Origin of the sequence: Mesorhizobium norvegicum, from assembly GCF_004919685.1 — a bacterium.
Classification (GTDB): domain Bacteria; phylum Pseudomonadota; class Alphaproteobacteria; order Rhizobiales; family Rhizobiaceae; genus Mesorhizobium; species Mesorhizobium norvegicum.
Map to the genome: position 1 here is coordinate 35,672 of NZ_SMYZ01000036.1, position 20,845 is coordinate 56,516.

Annotated in this window: 21 protein-coding genes; 5 read left to right on the top strand and 16 right to left on the bottom strand. The window is 63.9% G+C overall.

Annotated elements, in window-relative coordinates; translation table 11 throughout:
- Nucleotides 1–44: 44 nt before the first annotated feature.
- The 3 genes from FCU66_RS14025 to FCU66_RS14035 are packed head-to-tail and all read left to right on the top strand — an operon-like array spanning nt 45 to nt 2,871.
- Entirely contained in the window at nt 45–1,022 is a 978-nt protein-coding gene (locus FCU66_RS14025) for an ABC transporter permease (RefSeq protein ID WP_246093896.1), read from the top strand.
- Complete coding sequence (locus FCU66_RS14030; protein ID WP_136616533.1) at nt 1,019–1,987, top strand: ABC transporter permease; 969 nt, start codon at nt 1,019–1,021, stop codon at nt 1,985–1,987. The genes FCU66_RS14025 and FCU66_RS14030 overlap by 4 nt, the downstream gene beginning before the upstream one ends.
- A 2-nt stretch (nt 1,988–1,989) precedes the next feature.
- Nucleotides 1,990–2,871 (top strand): SMP-30/gluconolactonase/LRE family protein, encoded by an 882-nt coding sequence (locus tag FCU66_RS14035; RefSeq protein WP_136616532.1) that lies wholly within the window; start codon nt 1,990–1,992, stop codon nt 2,869–2,871.
- Between the two features lie 58 nt (nt 2,872–2,929).
- Here the strand turns inward: FCU66_RS14035 and FCU66_RS14040 are convergent, their stop codons facing one another.
- The 15 genes from FCU66_RS14040 to FCU66_RS14115 all read right to left on the bottom strand — a co-directional run bounded on the left by FCU66_RS14040 (nt 2,930) and on the right by FCU66_RS14115 (nt 17,619).
- Nucleotides 2,930–3,634 carry an amino acid ABC transporter permease gene (locus tag FCU66_RS14040; protein ID WP_136616531.1) on the bottom strand — a complete coding sequence of 235 codons (705 nt, stop codon included), beginning with the start codon at nt 3,632–3,634 and terminating at the stop codon, nt 2,930–2,932.
- Nucleotides 3,635–3,637: 3 nt separating this feature from the next.
- Nucleotides 3,638–4,303, bottom strand: a complete 666-nt coding sequence (locus tag FCU66_RS14045) for an amino acid ABC transporter permease (protein ID WP_136616530.1) — start codon at nt 4,301–4,303, stop codon at nt 3,638–3,640.
- A gap of 68 nt (nt 4,304–4,371) precedes the next feature.
- A complete protein-coding gene (locus tag FCU66_RS14050) occupies nt 4,372–5,181 on the bottom strand; it encodes a transporter substrate-binding domain-containing protein (protein WP_136616529.1) in 810 nt (269 codons plus the stop codon).
- A gap of 246 nt (nt 5,182–5,427) precedes the next feature.
- Nucleotides 5,428–6,237 carry a transporter substrate-binding domain-containing protein gene (locus FCU66_RS14055; RefSeq protein ID WP_136616528.1) on the bottom strand — a complete coding sequence of 270 codons (810 nt, stop codon included), beginning with the start codon at nt 6,235–6,237 and terminating at the stop codon, nt 5,428–5,430.
- Nucleotides 6,238–6,650: 413 nt separating this feature from the next.
- Nucleotides 6,651–6,866, bottom strand: a complete 216-nt coding sequence (locus FCU66_RS14065; protein ID WP_136616527.1) for a hypothetical protein — start codon at nt 6,864–6,866, stop codon at nt 6,651–6,653.
- Nucleotides 6,863–7,618, bottom strand: coding sequence for a COG4280 domain-containing protein (locus FCU66_RS14070; protein WP_136616526.1), 756 nt, complete (start codon nt 7,616–7,618; stop codon nt 6,863–6,865). The genes FCU66_RS14065 and FCU66_RS14070 overlap by 4 nt, the downstream gene beginning before the upstream one ends.
- Before the next feature lie 216 nt (nt 7,619–7,834).
- A complete protein-coding gene (phnN, locus tag FCU66_RS14075; protein ID WP_168991751.1) occupies nt 7,835–8,458 on the bottom strand; it encodes a phosphonate metabolism protein/1,5-bisphosphokinase (PRPP-forming) PhnN in 624 nt (207 codons plus the stop codon).
- The gene (locus FCU66_RS14080; protein WP_136616525.1) at nt 8,455–9,594 is read right to left on the bottom strand and encodes an alpha-D-ribose 1-methylphosphonate 5-triphosphate diphosphatase; all 1,140 of its coding nucleotides are present in this window, start codon (nt 9,592–9,594) and stop codon (nt 8,455–8,457) included. The genes phnN and FCU66_RS14080 overlap by 4 nt, the downstream gene beginning before the upstream one ends.
- Before the next feature lie 32 nt (nt 9,595–9,626).
- Nucleotides 9,627–10,334, bottom strand: a complete 708-nt coding sequence (locus tag FCU66_RS14085; RefSeq protein ID WP_136616524.1) for a DUF1045 domain-containing protein — start codon at nt 10,332–10,334, stop codon at nt 9,627–9,629.
- A 152-nt stretch (nt 10,335–10,486) separates the two neighbouring features.
- Nucleotides 10,487–11,299: a 5-deoxy-glucuronate isomerase gene (iolB, locus tag FCU66_RS14090; RefSeq protein WP_136616523.1), complete on the bottom strand. Its 813-nt coding sequence runs from the start codon at nt 11,297–11,299 to the stop codon at nt 10,487–10,489.
- Between the two features lie 277 nt (nt 11,300–11,576).
- Nucleotides 11,577–11,795, bottom strand: a complete 219-nt coding sequence (locus tag FCU66_RS14095) for a DUF3329 domain-containing protein (RefSeq protein ID WP_136616522.1) — start codon at nt 11,793–11,795, stop codon at nt 11,577–11,579.
- 67 nt (nt 11,796–11,862) lie between these two features.
- Entirely contained in the window at nt 11,863–12,780 is a 918-nt protein-coding gene (gene iolE / locus FCU66_RS14100) for a myo-inosose-2 dehydratase (RefSeq protein WP_136616521.1), read from the bottom strand.
- Nucleotides 12,781–12,896: 116 nt separating this feature from the next.
- Complete coding sequence (gene iolD / locus FCU66_RS14105) at nt 12,897–14,747, bottom strand: 3D-(3,5/4)-trihydroxycyclohexane-1,2-dione acylhydrolase (decyclizing) (protein ID WP_136616520.1); 1,851 nt, start codon at nt 14,745–14,747, stop codon at nt 12,897–12,899.
- Nucleotides 14,748–14,782: 35 nt separating this feature from the next.
- Nucleotides 14,783–16,717 (bottom strand): bifunctional 5-dehydro-2-deoxygluconokinase/5-dehydro-2-deoxyphosphogluconate aldolase, encoded by a 1,935-nt coding sequence (locus FCU66_RS14110; RefSeq protein ID WP_136616519.1) that lies wholly within the window; start codon nt 16,715–16,717, stop codon nt 14,783–14,785.
- 173 nt (nt 16,718–16,890) lie between these two features.
- Nucleotides 16,891–17,619, bottom strand: a complete 729-nt coding sequence (locus FCU66_RS14115) for an SDR family oxidoreductase (RefSeq protein ID WP_136616518.1) — start codon at nt 17,617–17,619, stop codon at nt 16,891–16,893.
- Nucleotides 17,620–17,757: 138 nt separating this feature from the next.
- Between FCU66_RS14115 and FCU66_RS14120 the strand changes: the two genes are divergently transcribed.
- Nucleotides 17,758–18,648, top strand: a complete 891-nt coding sequence (locus tag FCU66_RS14120) for an AraC family transcriptional regulator (RefSeq protein WP_136616517.1) — start codon at nt 17,758–17,760, stop codon at nt 18,646–18,648.
- 74 nt (nt 18,649–18,722) lie between these two features.
- Here FCU66_RS14120 and FCU66_RS14125 read toward each other — a convergent pair whose 3' ends face one another.
- Nucleotides 18,723–19,568 (bottom strand): MurR/RpiR family transcriptional regulator, encoded by an 846-nt coding sequence (locus FCU66_RS14125; RefSeq protein ID WP_168991755.1) that lies wholly within the window; start codon nt 19,566–19,568, stop codon nt 18,723–18,725.
- Nucleotides 19,569–19,724: 156 nt separating this feature from the next.
- On the opposite strand from FCU66_RS14125, the gene FCU66_RS14130 reads away from it, so the two are divergent.
- A complete protein-coding gene (locus FCU66_RS14130; protein WP_136616515.1) occupies nt 19,725–20,834 on the top strand; it encodes a Gfo/Idh/MocA family protein in 1,110 nt (369 codons plus the stop codon).
- The last annotated feature ends 11 nt before the right edge of the window (nt 20,835–20,845 follow it).

Consider the following 20,845-nt stretch of genomic DNA (forward strand, 5'->3'; position numbering starts at 1 on the left):
CAGTCGCAGAGAGACCTGTTGAGATGGCGCAAAGGCCAGCCGAAATGAAACCCGCCTGGCAGGGCATCGATTGGCGCGGCCGCGCGCTCGACCGCGCGCCATTCCTGGTCGCCTGCCTGATGCTGGCCTTGATCGTTGCCATCTATGGCAGCCTGCAGTCCGGTGTCTTCTCGCTGGACGAGATCAACCTCGACACGGCGGCGGCGATGACGCTGATGCTGGCGGCAACCGGCCAGACCATCGTGCTGGTGCGCGGCGGCATCGACCTGTCGATCGGCGGCATGATCAGCCTCGGCACGGTGATCGCGGCAACGCGCTTCACCGACGATCCGTCGACCGTCGCTATGTGGACTCTTGTCATTCTGGCCCTCGGCTTCCTGATCGGCGCGTTCAATGGCCTGCTGATCTCGCTGCTCAAGCTGCAGCCTTTCCTGGTCACGCTCGCCACCTGGTCGATCCTCAACGGCGTCGCGATGATCATCCTGCCGACCGATGGCGGCAGCGTTCCCGGCTGGTGGGTCGGCTTCGGCTATGCCCAGCTGTTCGGCCTGACCAGCCCGGTCTGGATGCTGCTGGCCCTGCTGCTGTTCTGGTGGTGGTTCCGGGCGACGCGCGTCGGCGTCACCATCCAGGCGACAGGCTCCAATGAAAAGTCGGCGTTCCTGTCGGGCGTCTCGATCACGCGGGTCAATGTCATCACCTATGGTCTTTCAGGCCTGTTCGCCGCGGGTGCGGCACTCTATCTGACGACGCAGACCGGCGCCGGCTCGCCGACCATCGGCAAGGACTACATCCTGCCTTCGGTGGCGGCAGCGGTCATCGGCGGCGTCAGCCTGTTCGGCGGCCGCGGACATCTCGCCGGCACCCTGATCGGCGCTTTCGTGCTGACCCTCATCGGCAATCTGGTCTTCGTCCTGCATGTGTCGAGCTACTGGCAGCCGGTGGCATCGGGCGTCATTCTGCTGCTCTCGGTGCTGGCCAGTTCCGTCGCCGAAAAGGCCGCAAGGAACCGTGTCCAATGAGCGCCTTCCTCGCCCGCAACCGCCTCATCGTGCTCGCCTATGCCGGCATGATGGTGCTGCTCCTGGTCACGGCCTTGTTCTCGCCGGGCTTCCTGTCGGTCTCCAACATGCGCTCCACCGTCGTGCTGGCCGCCTTTGTCGGCATCGTCGCGCTCGGCCAGACCTTCGTCATCATCGGCGGCGGCATCGACCTGTCGGTGCCTTGGGTGCTCAATTCGGCAGCCATCGTCATGGCGCTGCTCTGCGGTGGCCAGGACCTGCCGCTGGTCTGGGTCATGCCGCTGCTGCTTGCCGGCGGCGCTTTCATAGGGTTGATCAACGGCGTCGGCGTCGCCCAATTCGGCGTGCCGCCAATCATCATGACGCTGGCCACCAACGTCATCCTGCAAGGGCTGATCCTGGTGCTGACCGGTGGTTCGCCGACGCCGTCGGCGCCGGCCCTGATCCAGTTCCTGTCGGTAGGGCGGTTCAGTGGCTTCCCTGTCATCGCGCTGATCTGGCTTGCCCTGACGCTGGTGGCGACGCTGCTGCTCTCCAAGGCCGCGTTCGGCCGCCACCTCTATGCGCTCGGCACCAGCGCCACGGTCGCCGAATTCTCCGGTGTGCCGACGGCGCGGACCACCATCCTGACCTATGTCATCTCGGGCCTCACCGCCGCCTTCGCCGGCATGCTTCTGACCGGCTATTCCGGCCAGGCCTATCTCGGCATGGGCGACGCCTATCTGTTCACCTCGATCGCCGCGGTCGCCATCGGCGGCGCCTCGATCCTCGGCGGCAGCGGCCACTATCTCGGCACCGTCGCCGGCGCCATGGTGCTCACCATCCTCACCGGACTGCTGCCGGCACTGAACCTGTCGAGCGGCGCACTGCTCATCGTCTACGGCGCGGTGATCCTGCTCACCGTGTCGATCGGCAGCGAAACCTTTGCCGGGCTTGGCGGCAGACTGCGCAGAAAAGAGGGCTGACCATGGTCGAAATTTCTTGTGTCGTCGATGCCGGAGCCGAACTCGGCGAAGGCACGCTTTGGGATGCCAAGGCTGGCGTTCTCTGGTGGATCGACATCTGGAAGAAGCTGATCCACCGCTACGATCCGTCGACCGGCAAGGACGAGGTGTTCGAGACGCCGGAATATCTCGGCTGCCTCGGCCTGCGCGAGAAGGGTGGCCTGGTGCTGACGATGACCGACGGTTTCCATTTCTTCGATCCGGTGACCGGCATATTCGAAGCGATCGTCGACCCGGAAGCACATATGCCGAAAACCCGCTTCAACGACGGCAAGCCGGACCGCCAGGGCCGTTTCTGGTCGGGCACCATGTTCGAGGTGCCGGGCCAGCCGATCGAGTTCATTGGTGCGCTCTACCGGCTCGATCCCGACCTTTCCGTGCACAAGATGATCGACGGCATCGGCTGCTCCAACGGCCTGGCCTGGAGCCCGGATTCGAAGACGATGTATTTCTCCGACAGCCATGCCGGCGCCGTGTGGGCCTATGATTTCGATCCCGCCACCGGCGATATCGAGAACCGCCGCACCTTCATCGACATGACGGCGACCGGCGGCGTCGCCGATGGCGCCACCGTCGATGCCGAAGGCTGCTACTGGGTGACCATCCCGGTGACCAGCAAGGTCTGCCGCTACGATCCTGACGGCGAATTGATGCAGACGGTCATTCTGCCGACCGACCTGCCGACCTGCTGCGAGTTCGGCGGCAAGGATCTCGACATCCTCTATGTCACTTCGGCGGTGCTCCGGCGCCCGGCCAGTCACTTCGTAGGTCAGAAGAATCCGGGCGGATTGTTCGCGCTCGACGTCGGCGTCAAGGGCCTGACCTTGCCGGCGTTCAGGGGATAGTGTTCCCAGCCTTCGTCATCCTAGGGTTTCCGCGACGCCGCTTCGCGACTGCTACACCCTAGGATGACGACGGAAAGGGCGACATCACCAACGGCGCTTCGACCTTGCGGGTCATTCCGGGTGCGAAACGACGCTCGAGATAGCCGGCATAGAGCGACAGCGGCCAGCACAGAGCGAAGTAGATCAGCGACACCGTGCCGAACACCATCACCGGCTGGAAGGTCACCGTGTTGACCTGCGTGGCGGCGCGGGCGAGCTCGGTCAACCCGATCAGCGAGGCGATGGACGTCGTCTTGACGATCTGCACCATGAAGCCGACGGTCGGTGGCAGCATCAGCCGCACCGCCTGCGGGATGATCACCAGCCGCAGCGTTCGCGTGAAACGGAAGCCGAGCGCGGTTGCAGCTTCCCACTGCCCCTTCGGGATCGCCTCGATGGCACCGCGAAAAATCTCGCCGAAGAAGGCGCCGCCGTTGAGCGAAAAGGTCACCGCCGCCGCCACCCACGGGTCCGGGCGGTAACCGAGGAACGAAGAACCGTAATAGGCCATGAACAGCTGGATCAGGATCGGCGTGCCCATGAAGAACTGGATGTAGCCGGCGGCCAGCCAGCGCAACGGCCGCGCCGGCGCGACGCGGATCGCCGCCACCACGAGGCCGATCAGGCCGCCGCCGGCAAAGGCGATCAGCGCCAGGAGGATCGTCCAGCGCGTCGCCAGCAGCAGGAACATCAATTCGTTGGGGCCGAAATCGCGCAGGCTCATGGTCTAGACCTTCCAGCGGAACATGAGCTTGCCGATGCCGGCAAAGAGCAGGCTGGCGGCCTGCACCAGCACGAAATAGATGACCGCGATGATGATGTAGACCTCGAAGCTGCGGAAGGTCTGCATGACGAGGTTGTTGGCGACCGCCGTCAGCTCCTCGGCCGCGATCGCGCCAACGATCGAAGTGCCCATTATCTGCAGGATGAACTGCGCCGACAGCGACGGGTAGACCGCGCGCGCCGCCGGCACCAGGATGACATGGCGGATGATGCGGTAGCGGCCGAGGCCGAGCGACTTGGCCGCCTCGATCTGCCCTTCCGGAATGGACTCGATACCGGCGCGCAGGATCTCGGTGGCGTAAGCGCCGAGATGGATCGAGAGTGCTACGACGGCCGCCGTGTTGCTCGACAGCTTGAAGCCGAACAGCGGCAGCGAGAAGAACACGAAATAGAGCTGGATCAGCAGCGGCGTGTTGCGGATCAGCTCGACATACCAGGCGATCGGCCAGGACAGGAAGCGTGGCCCGAAGCTGCGGCCGACGGCGCCAAGGATGCCGATGGCGGTGCCGAACAGGATCGACAGCGCAGCCAGTTGGATGCTCTTCGCCAGGCCGCGCAGCAGCAGGTCGAGATGGATGAGGATCGGGCCGAATTGCAAGGCGGTTTGCATGGGCATCCCGTCACGAGGTCAGGCAAGCGGGGCCGACGCTATGGCGGCCCCGCCACGGAACAAAGCGATCAGAAAACCGGCAGCGCCGGCAGCGGCTGGTTGCGGTATTTCATCGACAGCGCATCGAGCGTGCCGTCGGTCTTCAGCGCGAACAGCCAGGTGTTGATCCACTGGCGCAGATTGTCGTTGCCCTTGGCGACGCCAATGCCGAAATAGTAGGTCTTCAGCGGATATTTCTGTTCGAACGCGTCGCCGTTCTGGGCTTTCTTCAGGTAGATCTCGCCATAATCGCCGCCACCCATCGCATCGATCTGGCCGGAGATCATGGCCTGCATCAGCGCCGGCTGGTCATCGAAGCGCAGGATTTCGATGCCCGGATTGGCCGCTGCCGCAGCGGTCAACAGCCCGTCCGGGGCGGTGCCGCGCGTCAGCCCCACCTTCTTGCCGACCAGGTCGGCATTGCCTTTGATCTGCATGCTCTTCGGCGCGATGACCACCGCCGACTGGCCGGCGTAGGGGATCGAGAAGTCGATCTGGATGGCGCGCTCCGGCGTGATCGAAAAGATCGAGATGACCGCATCGACCTGCTTGGTCAGCAGCGCCGGGATTCGGCCCGGCGAGGTCACGGTGACGAATTCGACCGGCACGCCGAGCGCTTCGCCCATCTTGTTGGCGACCTCGATGTCGAATCCGGCCGGCTTCAGGCTGGCATCGAGAAAAGCGTAGGGCGGCGTCGTGGTGTCGATGGCGACGACCAACTTGCCGCGCGAGATGATCTCGTCGACCGACTGCGCCAAGGCAGTCGATGGCAGCAGTGCCGACAGCGCCAGCACCATGCCGGCCAGCAAGGCACCGGCCTCTCCCAGGAAATTCCGCATGTTTTCCTCCCCATGCATTTTCTGCACGCCCCTCCCATAAGCATCGTTGGCGTGAGGCGCGAACCGCCCGACGATGCACGGCAAGACCCCAGGTCTCACCTGTTGGCTCCTCCCAATAAGATTATAATATTATAATCTTTATGAGTTGTCTAGGCGCTGCGCCAAGGGGCAAGCCAGTTGGACCGATGCACTGACTTTGTCGGTGGGGCGGGGCCGGCAGGGCCCCGCCTCTTCATGGAGGAATGCTCAGAACACCGGCAGCGTCGGCAGCGGCTGGTTGCGGTATTTCATCGACAGCGCGTCCAGCGTGCCGTCGGCCTTCATGGTGAACAGCCAGGTGTTGATCCACTGGCGCAGATTGTCGTTGCCCCTGGCGACACCGATGCCGAAGTAGAAGGTCTTGAGCACGTATTTCTGCTCGAACGCATCGCCGTTCTGCGCCTTCTTCAGATAGATCTCGCCATAGTCGCCGCCGCCCATGGCGTCGATCTGGCCCGAGACCATGGCTTGCAGCAGCGAGGAATAATCGTCGAAACGCAGGATCTCGATGCCCGGATTGGCTTCAGCCGCCTTGGTCAGCAGGCCGTCCTCGCCGGTGCCGCGCGTCAGGCCGACCTTCTTGCCGACGAGGTCGGCGACGCCCTTGATAGCGGTGCTCTTCGGCGCGATCACCACCGCCGACTGTCCGGCATAGGGGATCGAATAGTCGATCTGGATGGCGCGCGCCGGCGTGATCGAGAAGATCGAGATCACGGCATCGACCTGCTTGGTCAGCAGCGCCGGGATGCGGCCAGGCGAGGTGACGGTGACGAATTCGACCGGCACGCCGAGCGCTTCGCCCATCTTGTTGGCGACCTCGATGTCGAAGCCGGTCGGCTTCAGATTGGCGTCGAGAAAGCCATAGGGCGGCGTCGTGGTGTCGACCGCGACGACCAGCTTGCCGCGCGAGATGATCTCGTCGACCGTCTGCGCCGAAGCGATCGACGGCTTGAGCGCCGACAGCGCCAGCACAATGCCGGCCAGCAAGGCGCCAGCCCCTCTCAGGAAAGTCCGCATGTTTTCCTCCCATGCATTTTTGGGCGCCTTGTGTCGGCATCGCTCGTGCGGGGCGCAGGCCGCTCGACGACGTAAAACAGGATCGGTATTTCGCTCGCTGGGTTCCCCTTGCAAAACCGGGGCGCAGCGCTCCTCCGCAATTTATAATGGTATGCTATTATAATATGTAAAGCCTGTCCATGAGTGCGCCGTTCAGTTTAAGTCGCAACGGGGATTGGATCGGAGCTTGGCGCTGTCGATGTGATGGAGGAAGGATTCGATGTGGTGGTCAGGACGGGTGCGGCGACGGACAGCAGGCTCATGCGTCTCAGTCTGGGGCGGTTCAGCGGCGCATTGTTGCCTCTACGGTGGCCGGTAACACCATGCGGTCCCCGCCGGAGCCTATCCGGCATCGAACCGCATGCCCGCCGCCGTTACCGATTGGTCGCGCGTGCCGCGCGGCGAACGCTTTGCAACAGGATGGCGAGGCAGCCTGCCAACAGCAGGCCGCCGCCAAGCAGTGGCGGGAGCTCCAGTAGCTTTACCGCCGCCGTCACTCCAGCAATGAGGACCAGAGCCAGTAAGGCCAGGTTGCCGTCGTCGACAAACATGCCAATGAGTTCGTTCAGAACCAGACGGATGACGTTCATCGGGCGAGTCCTCCAGTGAGGGCCGGGTAGGTGCTGCGCAGCCAGCGCACCATGGCCAACGATGCCAGCGCGACGATGGCGAAAATGGCAAGCAAAGCGAGATCGGCGCCCGGCCAGTCGGCGCCGATGCCTTCGCCGGTCCAGAAGATGCCGAAGCTGGTCAGCATCAGCCCGACCACGAATTTGAGCGCATTCTCCGGTACGCGCGCCAGCGGCCGGTGGACAGTCAGGCCGATAAGCATCACCAGGACGAAAGCCGCCAGCGCGCCCAGGCCGGCGTAAAGCGTCTGCCCGTGAGCCGCGCCGACGGCAATGACGATGAACACCACCTCGACGCCTTCGAGCAGCACCGCCTTGAACGACGCCAGCCCGGCGAGGTAGTCGGCTCGGCGGTCTTTGGCCTGCTGGTGCAAGGCTGCGGTTTCCTTGGAAAAGGCTGCCCCCTCGTCATGCAGGGCGATGACGCCGACGCTGCGCAGGATGGCTTTTCGCAGCCAGCGCATGCCGAACAGGATCAGCAGGACGCCAACGACGAACTGCAGCGTGGCTATGGGTACGAGCGCCAGCAGCGGGCCGAACGCCAGCACCAGGGCCGCCAGCACAGCCAGCGCCAGTGCGGCGCCGGTCAGTGCCGGGCGCCAGCCGCGCGTGACCCCCACAGCGAGCACGATGGTGAAGGCTTCGACGACCTCGACGAAGGACGCGAGAAATGCCGCCGTGATCGTCGAAAGGATAGGTGTCAGACTATGCATCAAGGCTTCCTGTATTGTTTCATTCTACCATGATCTTTTTTGAACCGTGGTCCAGGATCACCATGCCGTCAGCGCCACACAGCGCTCCGCTGGCAGCGAAAAAGCAAGCGAAGCACCAACGGACGGAGTCGAGCCGCACGCGCTGCGGCTCGAGATCGTACCGCCAGTCACCAGCACTGGCCCTGGAATGCGCTCGACAAGCCCTGGAAGCCTAGATCAGACCGACATGTCGGAAAATGCCATCGCCTTGCGCAGCACCTCGGCGAAGCGTTCACCGGCGGCCTCGCGCGGGCCGCTGTTGTCGATCGAGGTGACGCCGGGGCCGGATAGGGTAACACTGGCGCTGCGTGCCAGCCGCGCCAGCACTTCGCCGCGCGACTCGCGGCCGCGCATCGCCAACCGCTCGGCCAGCACCTCCGGCGAGGCGGTGATCTCGACGATGGCCAGATTGGCATAGCGTTCGCGCAAGGAGGGGATGATCGCACGCGACACATTGGCGACGGCAACACGTCCATTGGCGACGGACCAGTCGACATCGGCGGGGATGCCATAGTGCAAGCCATGCGCTTCCCAGGAGATGGCGAAGGCGCCATCGGCTTCGGCTTCGACGAAGGCGGCGTCGGCCAGTGTGTCGTGGTCCTCGCTGGCGGCATCGCTCGGCCGCGTGATGACGCGGCGGACGAACTCCAGCCTTGTCTCGTCGGCGAAGCGGGCGCGGGCGTAGCCGATCACCGTGTCCTTGCCGGCGCCACTCGGTCCAACCACGGCGACGAAGACGCCATCGCGGATCGGAAACGTCTCCGCGGACAGTTCCCGCTCGATCAACGCCGACACCATCATGCCACCCGGCGCCCCTGCCGCCAGACGGTGCGCACGACCGGGACATGGTCGTCGACGCGCACGCGCGCCAGATCGGCGCGGCGGCCCTGTTCGATGGCGCCGCGGTCGGTCAGGCCAATCGCTTCGGCCGGGTTTTTCGAGACCATGGCGACCGCCTGCGGCAAGGAAATGCCGTCGACGACGTCGCCGAGGAAGAATGCCGACTGGATCAGGCTGAAGGGAATGTAGTCGGACGACAAGATGTCGAGCAGCCCGTCGCTGGCCAGCGTGCGGGCCGAGACATTGCCCGAATGCGAGGCGCCGCGCATGACGTTGGGCGCACCCATCAGCACGCCGAGCCCGGCCTCTTTCGAGGCCCTGGCGGCTTCTTCCGTGGTCGGGAACTCGGCGACGCGCACGCCCTGCTCGATCGCCTCGCCGACATGGCCAATGGTGGCGTCGTCATGGCTGGCCAGCACGATGCCGCGCTCATGGCAGGCGGCGGCGATCACCGCGCGGTTCGGTGCAGAATTGCGCGCCGATTCCCCCATCCGCTTTTCGCAGAACACCTTGAAGTCGCGATCGGTCAGCTTCAGCTTGCGCTGGTAGTAGTAGGCATAGGTTTCGAGATTGACGAACTGGCGCTGGCCGGGCGCATGGTCCATCAGCGATGCCAGTCTGACCCGTTCGTCGCCGTCGAAATTGGCGAAAGCCTTGAGGCAGTCCGGCGCCGAAACCTCGCAACGCAGATGGATGAAATGGTCGGCGCGCAGACGATCCTGCTGCACGCTGTCCTCGATCGCATCGGCCAGCTTGCGGATGTCTGTCGATGTCAGGTCGGCATCTTCGTCCATGCCGACGCGCAAGGCGTCGAGCACGGTGGTGATGCCGGCGGTCGCCACCTGCGCGTCATGGGCGAGCACGGCGGCGATCGGGTTCCAGCGCACCTTCGGCCGCGGCGCGTAGTGGCCTTCGAGATGGTCCGTATGGAGTTCGACCAGCCCGGGAATGATGTAGTCGCCGCCCATATCCTCGCCGATCCGGCTAGCGCCGGCTTCGATGCCGGCGATAAAGCCGTCGCGCAGCACCAGCGAACCCTCGACGATCTCGTCGGCAAGCACGATGCGGGCGTTGTGGAGAACAGTCTCGGCGGTCATTTCAGGCAGTCCTTGGTTGTTCCGGCAGGGTATCAGGCAGTTTTTCTGGCCGGGCGGCGCCCGAGCGCGTGATGCGAGAGCACCATGAACGGTGCGCCCGGTTCGGTTTCGACAAACAATGTCAGCGCATCCACCAGCACCGGCTGTCGCAGAATGTCCGCGAACAGACCGTCGATTGCTGCGCGCAAACGAGGGCTTTCCTGTGACGCTGCACGGCCGGACAGCGTCATGTGGAAGCGAAAGGTTTCGAAGACATAGGGGTAGCCCCATTGGCAGAGATTGCGGAACTCGGCCGGCTTCAGCGAATCCGGGCTGCGCCGCTCGATTTCCGCCTCGGTCAGCGGCGCGCGAAAGCGGTCGAAGCCGAGCACCACATCATCGGCGAACCGGTTGAGCGCCGGCAGCGGTCCTTCCGGCACCAGTGCGAAGAAGCCGTCGATCTGGCTGACGACGAGACGCGGTATGGTCACCACCGGCGTCGCCTCGGCAAAATGGTCGAGTGCGGCGCGCAGCGAGGCTTCCGTCTCGTTCGCGGCCAACCGGAAAGGGGCTTTCAGCGTCGCGTGGAAACCATAGCGGCGCGCCGAAGCGGTGTGGAAGGCGACTTCCGCCGCCGACAGGTCGGCCACCGCCTCAACCGGCCTCGTCGCGGCGCCGAACGGGTCGCGGCCGAGCCAGTTGGCAGCGATCCGCGCCAGTGGTTCGTCCTGCCGGGGGGTGAAATAGATGGCGTAGCGCATAGGTAGTCCTCGTCAGTCCCGCTGCCATAGGTGATTTCCATGACGGATTGACGAAGCTTTGAAGGGTTTTCGAAGGCAAATCGACCCAGAAGGTCTTTAGCCGACGATTTTTCCATGTTGGACCAATAGCTTTTGCCGGAGCGGCTGATGGGTCAGGCCTTCATCAGCCATTCGTGCTCGGGTGCATTGTGGAATTTCCACGTCCGCTTCGGTCCGGCCATCACGTTGAGATAGTAGAGGTCGTAGCCGTGGCAGGCGGCGCAGGGGTGATAGCCCTTGGGCACCAGCACGACATCGCCATCCTCGATCGCCATCGCCTCATCCAGCGCGCGATGGCCGTTCTTGTCGGCGTCGGTGTAGACGCGCTGGAAAGCAAAACCCTGCGGCGGGTTGAGGCGGTGATAGTAGGTTTCCTCGAGGTAGGATTCAGCGGGCAGATTGTCCTGGTCGTGCTTGTGCGGCGGATAGCTCGACGTATGCCCGCCGGGCGTGATGACCTCGACCACCAGCAGCGAATCGGCCGGCTTGCCCTCCGGCAATATGTTGGTGACGTAGCGCGTGTTGGTGCCCTTGCCGCGCACCTCCTGGCCAAGATCGTCCGGTGCGATCACCCGCACCGGCAGACCGCCGCCAAGGCCCGGCGCCGAGCAGACCGCGAGTTCCAGCTCGGTATCTGCGGTCACCGACCAGTCCGAAGCCTCAGGGACGTAGACCGACCACGGCTTGCCCTCGAAGGGTGACATGCGCTCGCCGAGCAGGCCGAGGTCCTTGCCGCCGGCGGACGCCTTGCCCTTGCCGGTGACGAACACCAGGCAGACTTCGCGATCATCCGTTTTTCCGAAGGCACTCTCGCCGGGCTTCAGCCGATGCAGGTCGAAACCGACATAAGTCCAACCCGCGATTTGCGGTGTCACATGGGCGACCCGGCCATGGCCCTTGTTGGCTTTGACGAGCAGCTTCGACATTTTTGTCTCTCCTATCGCAAATCTTCGAGATCGGCCGAAGCCTCCCAACTTCGTCATCCTAGGGCGTAGCAGGAGCGAAGCTCCGTCGCGAAGACCCTAGGATCCATGCCGTAACCTCAGTCCAAGAGCGCAGCGGAACGGAATTCCGCACCGTCATACCACCTTCAAAGTCATGGCATGGATCCTAGGGTCTGCGCCGCGTCGCTGCGCTCCTTGCTCCGCCCTAGGATGACGAAGTGAGAAACACTGCAAGCTAATCGCCAACGCATGCGATCAGTTACTCCTTCGGTTCGGGCTCGGCCGCCGCCTTGCTCTCGTCGGCCGGCTTGTAGAGATAAAAAAACTGCCAGACGGCGTAGCCGGCGAAGCCGAGCGCAAGCACGCCCCAGAACGGCGTGCCGGTGGCGAACTCGATGATCGACCAGATGACGCAGACCGCGACGACGGCGACACGCCGCCACAAAGGCCGGAAGAAGGGGTGCTCGTAATCTTTCATCGGGCCAATCTACAGCAATCGGCTTCGCCGGGAACCCATCGCATCAGGCATACGGAAGACCCTAGCCCTAGGCATTGGGAAAGCCTTGCGTCTCGACCGTGTAGCCTGCGGCGGTCATCACGCGCATCAATTCCTTGTAGCCGACTTGAGCCATCCTGAGTGGCGGGTTCTTCTTCGGGTCCTGCTCTGCCTCGACGACGAACCAGCCCTCATAGCCATGGTCGGCAAAACGCTGCACGATGGCGCCGAAATCCAGCGAACCATCGCCCGGCACGGTGAAGGCGCCCAGCGCCACGGCGTCGAGGAAGGACTGTTTCGTGCGGTCGAGTCTGTCGATCACGCCCATGCGCACATCCTTCACATGCACATGGCTGATGCGCGTGTGATGGTTGTCGATAGCGCGCAGAACGTCGCCGCCGGCAAAGGCCAGATGGCCGGCATCGAGCAGCAGCGGAATGCCGGCTCCGGAATAGCGCATGAACGCATCAAGTTCCGGCTCGGTCTCGACCACCGCCGCCATGTGGTGATGATAGGAAAGCGGCATGCCTTGCTCGGCGCACCATTCGCCAAACTCGGTCAGGCGCTTCGCATAGGCCTTCATCTCGTCATCCGACAGCTTCGGCTTGGTGGCGAGCGGCTTCGAGCGGTCGCCCTGGATCGAGCGACCGACCTCGCCATAGACGATGCAAGGCGCGTTCACGGCCTTGAACAGGTCGATCATCGGCTGGATGCGATCCTTGTTGTCGGCCATCTCCCCATCGACCAGCGTGCCCGAGAACCAGCCACCGCACAGCGTCACGTCGGCTGCCTTCAGGATCGGCAGCATGACATCGGGATCATTGGGAAAGCGCCGGCCCATCTCCATGCCGGTGAAACCGGCCGAGCGCGACTGGCGCAAACACTCTTCCAGCGACACGTCATCGCTGAGTTCCGCAAGATCGTCGTTCCACCACGCAATGGGGGACATACCCAGTTTGGCTTTCAAGTCGTCGCTCCGGTCCTAAAACAGTTCATTTCTTGCTCGTTGGCGCCGCCCCTCATCTGCCTGCCGGCATCTTCTCCCCGTATAGACGGGGAGAAGGAGGAGCTTCAGCGCCTATATCAATCGCCAATGGTCTGCATCTGCCGTTTTTCGTCATATGCCTTGCGCGCCGCGTTGACCTGTGGCCGTGCCGACACTTCCGGCACCGCCACATCCCACCAGTGACCGCCGGCATCGGTGGAAACCAGCGGGTCGGTGTCGATGACCAGCACCGTGGTGCGCGTATTCTTCTTGGCTTGTGCCAGCGCGTTTTCCAGCCCGGCAATCGACGGCACTTTCTCTGATATCGCGCCCATGCTCGCCGCATGCGCGGCGAAGTCGATGTCGGGCAGCACCTCGTGGCGCGAGTCCTTCAGGAGGTTGTTGAAGTTGGCGCCGCCGGTCGCCATCTGCAGCCGGTTGATGCAGCCATAGCCGCGGTTGTCGAGCAGCACGATGGTGAGCTTGAGGCCGAGCATCACCGAGGTGGCGATCTCCGAATTCAGCATCAAATAGGAGCCGTCGCCGATCATGACGACAACCTCCTCGCCGGGCTTGGCCATCTTGGTGCCGAGCCCGCCGGCAATCTCGTAGCCCATGGTCGAGAAGCCGTATTCGGCGTGGTAGGAGCCGGGCGCGCCAGCCTGCCATAGCTTGTGCAACTCGCCCGGCAGGCCGCCTGCGGCATGCAAAAGCGTCACGCCAGAGCCCATCGCGCGCTGTACGGCGCCGATCACCTGCGCGTCGGAGGGATAGGCGGCATTGGTCGACGCCGTCACCTTGGCCGCCTCGGTCTGCCAGGCCTTCTTGCCGGCGGCCGCATTGTCGGTCCAGGTGGAAGGTGCCTTCCAGCCCTTCAGCGCAGCACCCAGTTCAGCCAGACCTTCGGCCGCATCGGCAACCAGCGGCAGCGCCCGGTGCTTGCCGGCGTCGAAAGGCTGCACGTTGAGCCCGATAATGGTCTTGCCGGAATTCTTGAACAGCGCCCACGAGCCGGTGGTGAAATCCTGCAGCCGCGTGCCGATGGCCAGCACGACATCGGCTTCCTCAGCCAGCCGGTTGGCGGCAGACGTGCCGGTGACGCCGACCGCCGCCATGTTGAGCGGATGATCGTCCGGCAGCGAGGATTTGCCGCCTTGCGTCTCGCAGGCAGGAATGCCGGCGCTTTCGGCGAATTTGGCCAGTTCATCCGAGGCCTGCGAGTAGAGAACACCGCCGCCGGCGATGATCAGCGGTTTTTTCGCACCCTTGAGCGCGGTGACTGCGGCCGCCAATTCATGGCGGTCCGGGCGCGGCCGGCGCTGGTGCCAGACCCGCTCGGCAAAGAAGCTCTCGGGATAATCATAGGCCTCGGCCTGGACGTCCTGGCAAAGCGACAGCGTCACCGGCCCGCATTCGGCCGGATCGGTCAGCACGGCCATGGCGCGGCTGAGCGCGGGAATAATCTGCTCCGGCCGGGTGATGCGGTCGAAATAGCGCGACACCGGACGGAAGCAGTCATTGACCGTCGCCGTGCCGTCGGAGAAATCCTCGGCCTGCTGCAGCACCGGATCGGGGATGCGGTTTGCGAAGACGTCGCCCGGCAGAAACAGGACGGGCAACCTGTTTACGTGGGCGAGCGCTGCCGCCGTCACCATGTTGAGCGCGCCCGGACCGATCGAAGAGGTCGCGGCCATGAAGCGGCGGCGGAAATTGGCCTTGGCATACGCGATCGCCGCATGCGCCATCGCCTGCTCATTGTGGGCGCGGAAGGTAAGCAATTCGTCGCGCACCTGGTAGAGCGCCTCGCCGATGCCGGCGACATTGCCGTGGCCGAAGATTGCCCAGACGCCGCCGAAGATCGGGACTTGTCTGCCGTCGATCTCGGTCATCTGGCGGGACAGGAAGCGGGTCAGCGCCTGCGCCATCGTCAGGCGGATTGTCTTGCTCATGGTGGTTTCCTCCGCAGTCCTTGTGCCGCGCCTTCTTATGCCGCTTTGCGGCCGCGCGCGGCAAGCCACGCTTCGGTTAGCTGTTCGAAGCGCTGCGCCATGTCGGCGATGGCCTCGTCATCCGATATCTTGCCGGCCAGCCATTGTTCGGCTGCGTGGACGAAGATGGTGCGGCCGACGGCAAAGCCCTTGACGATGGGTGCCTTGGCGGTAGCGGCGAAAGCCGCCTCCAGCTCGTCCTGCGGCGCCTCCAGGCCAAGCAGCACGACCCCCCGGCACCATGGATCGTGCTTCAAGATCACCGCTTCGATCTTCGCCCAGGCACCGGCCGAAGCCTGCGGCTCGAGCTTCCACCAGTCCGGCTTGATGCCGAGCGCATAGAGCTCCTCCAGCGCGCGCGGGATGGTCGTGTCGTCGAGCTTGCCATGCTTGCCGGCAATGATCTCGATGAGAAGTTCTCTGCCCACTTTCCGCGCGCCTTCGAACAGCGCGCGCAGCTTCTGCTGCTGTTCTTCCTTGAGCGCCGGCGGATCGTCGGGATGATAGAAGCACAGGCACTTGATGCAATGATCGACCGGCCATTCGGTGAGCTGCGAGCCGATGTCCTGCGAGAATTCGAAGCGCAGCGGCCGCGAGCCCGGCAGCTCCACCGGCCGACCTAGCCAGGCAAAGGGATGACGGGCGAATTCGAACATCGCCTTGCGGCCATGTTTTTCGTCGATCAGCATGCCGTAGCCGTCGCGTCCGGCGGCGACCTTCGCCGCCGCCTTGACCGCCAGCACCTTGAAATCATGGATGCGTGCCGGATCGGCACCAGCCTTTGCCGCCACATCCTCGAGCTGCACGCGGTGGTCGCAAGCAAGCGCCATCAGCGAGGGAATGTCGCGCTGGCGCGTCGTTGCCCAATGGATGTGGTTGATCGCCTCGTCCTTGCGCAGCGCCAGATGCTTGCTGCCGTTCTTGAGGAAGAACTGCAGCTCCTCGAAGGTCGGATATTCCGGCGCGCAGAGCAGCCGCGACACGGCGAAGGCGCCGCAGGCGTTGGCCCAGGTCGCGGCCGTCGCATGGTCTTCGCCGCCCAGCCAGCCGCGCAGGAAGCCGGACATGAAGGCGTCGCCGGCGCCCAGCACATTGTAGATCTCGATCGGAAACCCCTTGCCGACGATGCCGTCCTCGAGATCGTCGCTGATCGGTCCGTCATAGACGATGCAGCCCATGGCGCCGCGCTTCAGAACGATGGTGGCGGACGATAGCGAGCGGATCATCTTCAAGGCACTCAGGCAATCATCGGCGCCCGACGCGATCATGATCTCTTCCTCGGTGCCGACGATGAGGTCGCAATCGGACAGCACCGTCTTCAGCTGGGCCGAGACCCGGTCCGATTTCACATAGCGCTCGAACCCTTCGGCATGACCGGCCAGACCCCACAGATTGGGTCGGTAGTCGATGTCGAACACCACCTTGCCGCCCTTGGCCTTCATGATGCGGATCGCCTTGCGCTGGGCGGCATCGCTGTTGGGCCTAGAAAAATGCGTGCCGGTGACGACGATCGACCGGGCCGAGGCGATGAAGGCCTCATCGATGTCTTCCGGCGCCAGCGCCATGTCGGCGCAGTCCGAGCGGTAGAAGATCATCGGCGAAACGCCTTCGTCCTCGACCGACAGCAGCACCAAAGCGGTCAGCCGCTCCTTGTCGGTCTTCAGCCCGTCGACGTTGACGCCTTCACGCGTCAGCTGCTCGCGGATAAAGCGCCCCATCTGTTCGTCGCCGACCCGGGTCAGCAGCGCCGAGCGCAGGCCGAGCCGAGCGGTGCCGACCGAAATGTTGGCCGGGCAGCCGCCGACCGACTTGGCGAAGGAGGTGATGTCCTCCAGCCGCGAGCCGATCTGCTGGCCATAAAGGTCGACGGAAGCGCGACCGATGGTGATGACGTCGAGCGGCGCCTGTTTCGCGTCCACGGCTTCGCTCATTGGAACCTCCCGTCGGCCTTGTTGTTTTGGGGTACACGCGCGAGCGGCAGCGTGGCGCCGGGAATATGAAATAATAATTCCAATACATAGTCAATATGGAATGAGCATTCCTTCTGTGAAAAGTGCCACCAGGTGTCGCGTGCGGGAAGAGACTTTGGCGGGTCTGGCTCCGTTCACCACGGAAGCGGGCCATCGTCGTTGAAGTACCCGGCGTTCGGACCATCGGCTTCCAGGGTCGCCAGGCGTATGACGATCTCGGCCGCCTGCTGCACGGTGCGGTGGCCCCTAAATCCATTCAGGTCGGTGGCGGTATAGCCGGGCGCCGCTGCATTGATCTTGATGCCTTGCGGCGCAAGCTCGCGGGCGAACGCGACGGTGATGGCATTCAGGGCCGTTTTGGAGCTGCCGTAGCCCATCAAATTGACTGACTGGTTCGGCGTGCCGGAATCGAGCGCGCGCCCGATGGATCCCGTGGAACTGCTCACCATCACGATGCGGGCGGCCGGCGCTGCAAGCAGCAGCGGCAGGAAGGCCTGGGTCACGCGGATCGGTCCGAAGACATTGACGTCATAGGTGGCCCTGACATCGGCAAGATGCTGCTGGCTCGGCGGCAGCTCGTAATTGATGGCGATGCCGGCATTGTTCACCAGCACGTCGACACAAGGGCTCTCCGCTCCGACGGTCCTGGCCGCAGCCGCCACGCTTTCGTCCTGCGTGACATCCAGTTCAAGCCATTGAACGTCCAGACCTTCGCTGCGCAATTCCTGCGCTGCCGCCATGCCACGCTCGGCATTCCTGGCGCCGAGCCAAACCTTGAAGCCCATCGTCGCCAGCCGCCTGGCGATTTCGTGGCCGATGCCCTTGTTGGCGCCCGTCACCACAGCGGTTTTCGATCTCGTCATTTGGGTTCTCCATCCATCCATTTCGAAGACCCAGAGATGGCGCCCTGTGGCAAACGCCGCGCGCCGAAAACTCTCCGGCTCTTGCCTAATCCTCTCATATGGGTTGCGCGGCCGACGTGGATGCGCGAAGCTGACGCCATGAGCGAGGCACTGCAGGAGTTGATCGATATCGCCAGCCGCCATGCGCGCGGTCGACGAACGACAACGGCGATCCCCCGCGTTTCAATCGGCCGCAGCGAAGTCGCCACGGCACCAGTGCCGGGGGTATGGGGGTCGGGGGTCCTGTTTGTGCTGCAGGGCGCGAAAACGGTTCTGATCGGAGACCGGACCCTTCGATACAATCCCGCCAGCTATTTCATCTACACTGTCGACACACCCACCATCAGCCAGTTGGTCGCCGCGAGCGCCAAGCATCCTTACCTGGCGATCGGCTTCACCCTCGACCTGCAGGCCGTCGCCGCCCTCCTCGTCGAGCACGAACCCGCGCTCGGCGGCGACAGTTTCTCCACCTCGCCCGTCAATGAAGACCTGCTCGATGCATTGCGTCGCATTATGCGGCTGCTCGACCGGCCAGGGGAGATTCTCGTGCTGGCGGCCATGCTCGAACGCGAGATGTTGTTTCGGCTGCTGCAAGGCCCGCAGGGCGGAAAGCTTCGCCAGCTTGCGCGCGCCGACGGCCATCTGTCCCGGATTGGCCAGGCGATCGCCTGGATCCGGACCCATTGCCATCAGCCGGTCCGGGTCAGCGATCTGGCCGAAATCGCCCATATGAGCAACGCTGCATTTTACCGCCACTTCAAGGCGGCGACGGCCATGAGCCCGATCCAGTATCAGAAACAAATCCGGCTGCTGGAGGCCCGCCATTTGCTGCTTGCCCAGCCAGGCAATGTTGCAAGCGTCGCCTTCGCCGTCGGCTACGAGAGCGCTTCCCAGTACAGCCGGGAGTATGCCCGCCAGTTCGGGTCGCCGCCCGCGCGCGACGCAGCCCGGCTTTCGGCGGCAGGCGAGATGGCCGTAGAGGTCATTTAGACCAGAGCAATTCCAAGAGAAGTGTGAAACGGTTTTCCCGGGAAAAGCTCATGGCGCTTCCCTTGGGAATTGCGTCAGACCCTGCGCTTGCGGCCCGTATCGCGTCGTTTCTCGCCGACGCCGACAGTCAGCGCCATGGCCAGCGCCATCGTTGCCGACAGCGAGCGGAAGCCGGCGAAATCCGCCTCGGCCACCTCGAACCAGACCTTTGCGAACTGGGCGAGCGGTGAAAACGAGCTGTCGGTGATGGCGACGATCGGCACGCCCTGTTCCGAAATGCTGCGCGCTTCCTCGATGGTGGCCGGGGCGTAGGGCGAGAAGGAGATGGCGATGACGGCATCCGCCGCCGTGGCGAAGCCGATCATCTCGGCATTCAGGCCGGCGGCCGATTCGATCAACTGGTTGCGGATCTTGAGCTTGCCCAGCGCGTAGGCGATGTAGGACGCCACCGGATAGGAGCGGCGCTTGGCCAGCACGTAGATGGTCTCTGCCCTTGCCAGCAAGGAGATCGCGTCTTCCAGATGCGCTTCGTCCAGCGTGCGCGAAATGTCGTTGAGCGAGGTGCTGGCGGCGGCAACGAAGCCGTCGAAGATCGCCCGGTGGCCGGCGCCGCCCTCGGCCTTGGCGCGCAGCGCCTGCAGCCTTTCGTCATAGGATGAGTTGCGCTCGCGCAGCCGCTCGCGAAACACCTGCTGCAGGCTGGTGAACCCGTCGAAGCCGAGCTGCTGGGCAAATCGGATCAGGGTCGACGGCTGCACGCCGGCCGAAGCGGCGATGCTGGCGGCGGTGCCGAAGGCGATATCGTCGGGATTGTCGAGCGCATAGGCGGCGATCTGGGCAATGCGCTTCGGCAGGCTTTCGCGCCGATCGAGGATCGTTGCGCGCAGCGTCTCGAAGTCGCGAGGTACCCGTTCGTCCATCGTCGCTCTGTCCAAGCTCATGCGTGAAGCGTCCCTCTGTGCCTCATCATAGCGAGCCTGCGCAAGAACGCCATAAAAAATGAGGCAGACATTCCATTCCAAGATAAAATGGACTAATTCATCCACCTGATGCTTCAGGCAGTGGAGAAACGGAAAATGGTCGGCGTCGGTCTCATCGGCACGGGTTTCATGGGCAAGTGTCACGCCATCGCATGGAGTACCGTCGGTGCTGTCTTTCCTGATGTGGCCAAGCCACGGCTCGTCCATCTCGGCGAGGTCAATGAAGAGCTTGCCCAACGCAAGGCGGGCGAGTTCGGCTTCGCCAAAGCGTCCGGCGACTGGCGCGCCGTCGTCAACGATCCGGACGTCGATATCGTCTCGCTGACCACGCCCAACCAGTTCCATCCGGAAATGGCCATCGCCATCCTCGAGGCCGGCAAGCATCTGTGGTGCGAAAAGCCGATGGCGCCAAGCTTCGCCGAGGCCGAAGCGATGGCGGCGGCGGCGAAAAAGTCCGGCAAGGTCGCGGCCCTTGGCTACAACTACATCCAGAGCCCGGCCATCCGCCACATCGGCGCGCTGCTCGACGAGAAGATCATCGGCGAGGTCAACCATCTGCGCATCGAGATGGACGAGGACTTCATGGCCGATCCCGAAGCGCTGTTCTTCTGGAAGCACGAAGCCGCTTCCGGGTATGGCGCGCTCGACGATTTCGCCGTGCATCCGCTGTCACTGGTTTCCGCCCTGTTCGGCCGCGTCGCCAGCGTCATCTGCGACATGGCCAAACCCTATGCCGACCGCAAGGTGGCCGCCGGCGGCCGTCGCGCGGTGGAGACCTACGACATCGCCAGCGTGTTGATGCATCTGGAGAACGGCATTGCCGGCACCCTGCTGGTCAACCGCTCGGCCTGGGGCCGCAAGGGCCGCATCGCCATCCAGATCTTCGGCTCGAAGGGGTCGATCCTGTTCGACCAGGAGCGGATGAATGAAATCCAGCTCTATGTCACTGCCGATCGACCGACCGAACAGGGCTACCGCACCATCCTGGTGGCGCCGCACCACAAGCCCTACGACGCTTTCCTGCCGGCGCCCGGCCATGGCCTTGGCTTCAACGATCTCAAAATCATCGAGTGCCACGAATTGCTGACGCGGCTGGCCGGCAAGCCGGCGCGGCTCATCGAATTCGCCGAAGGGCTGGAGATCGAGCGCACGGTGCACGCAATGGCGAGATCGTTCGAGGAAAAGCGCTGGGTGGATGTGCGGTAGGCCGATCAAAC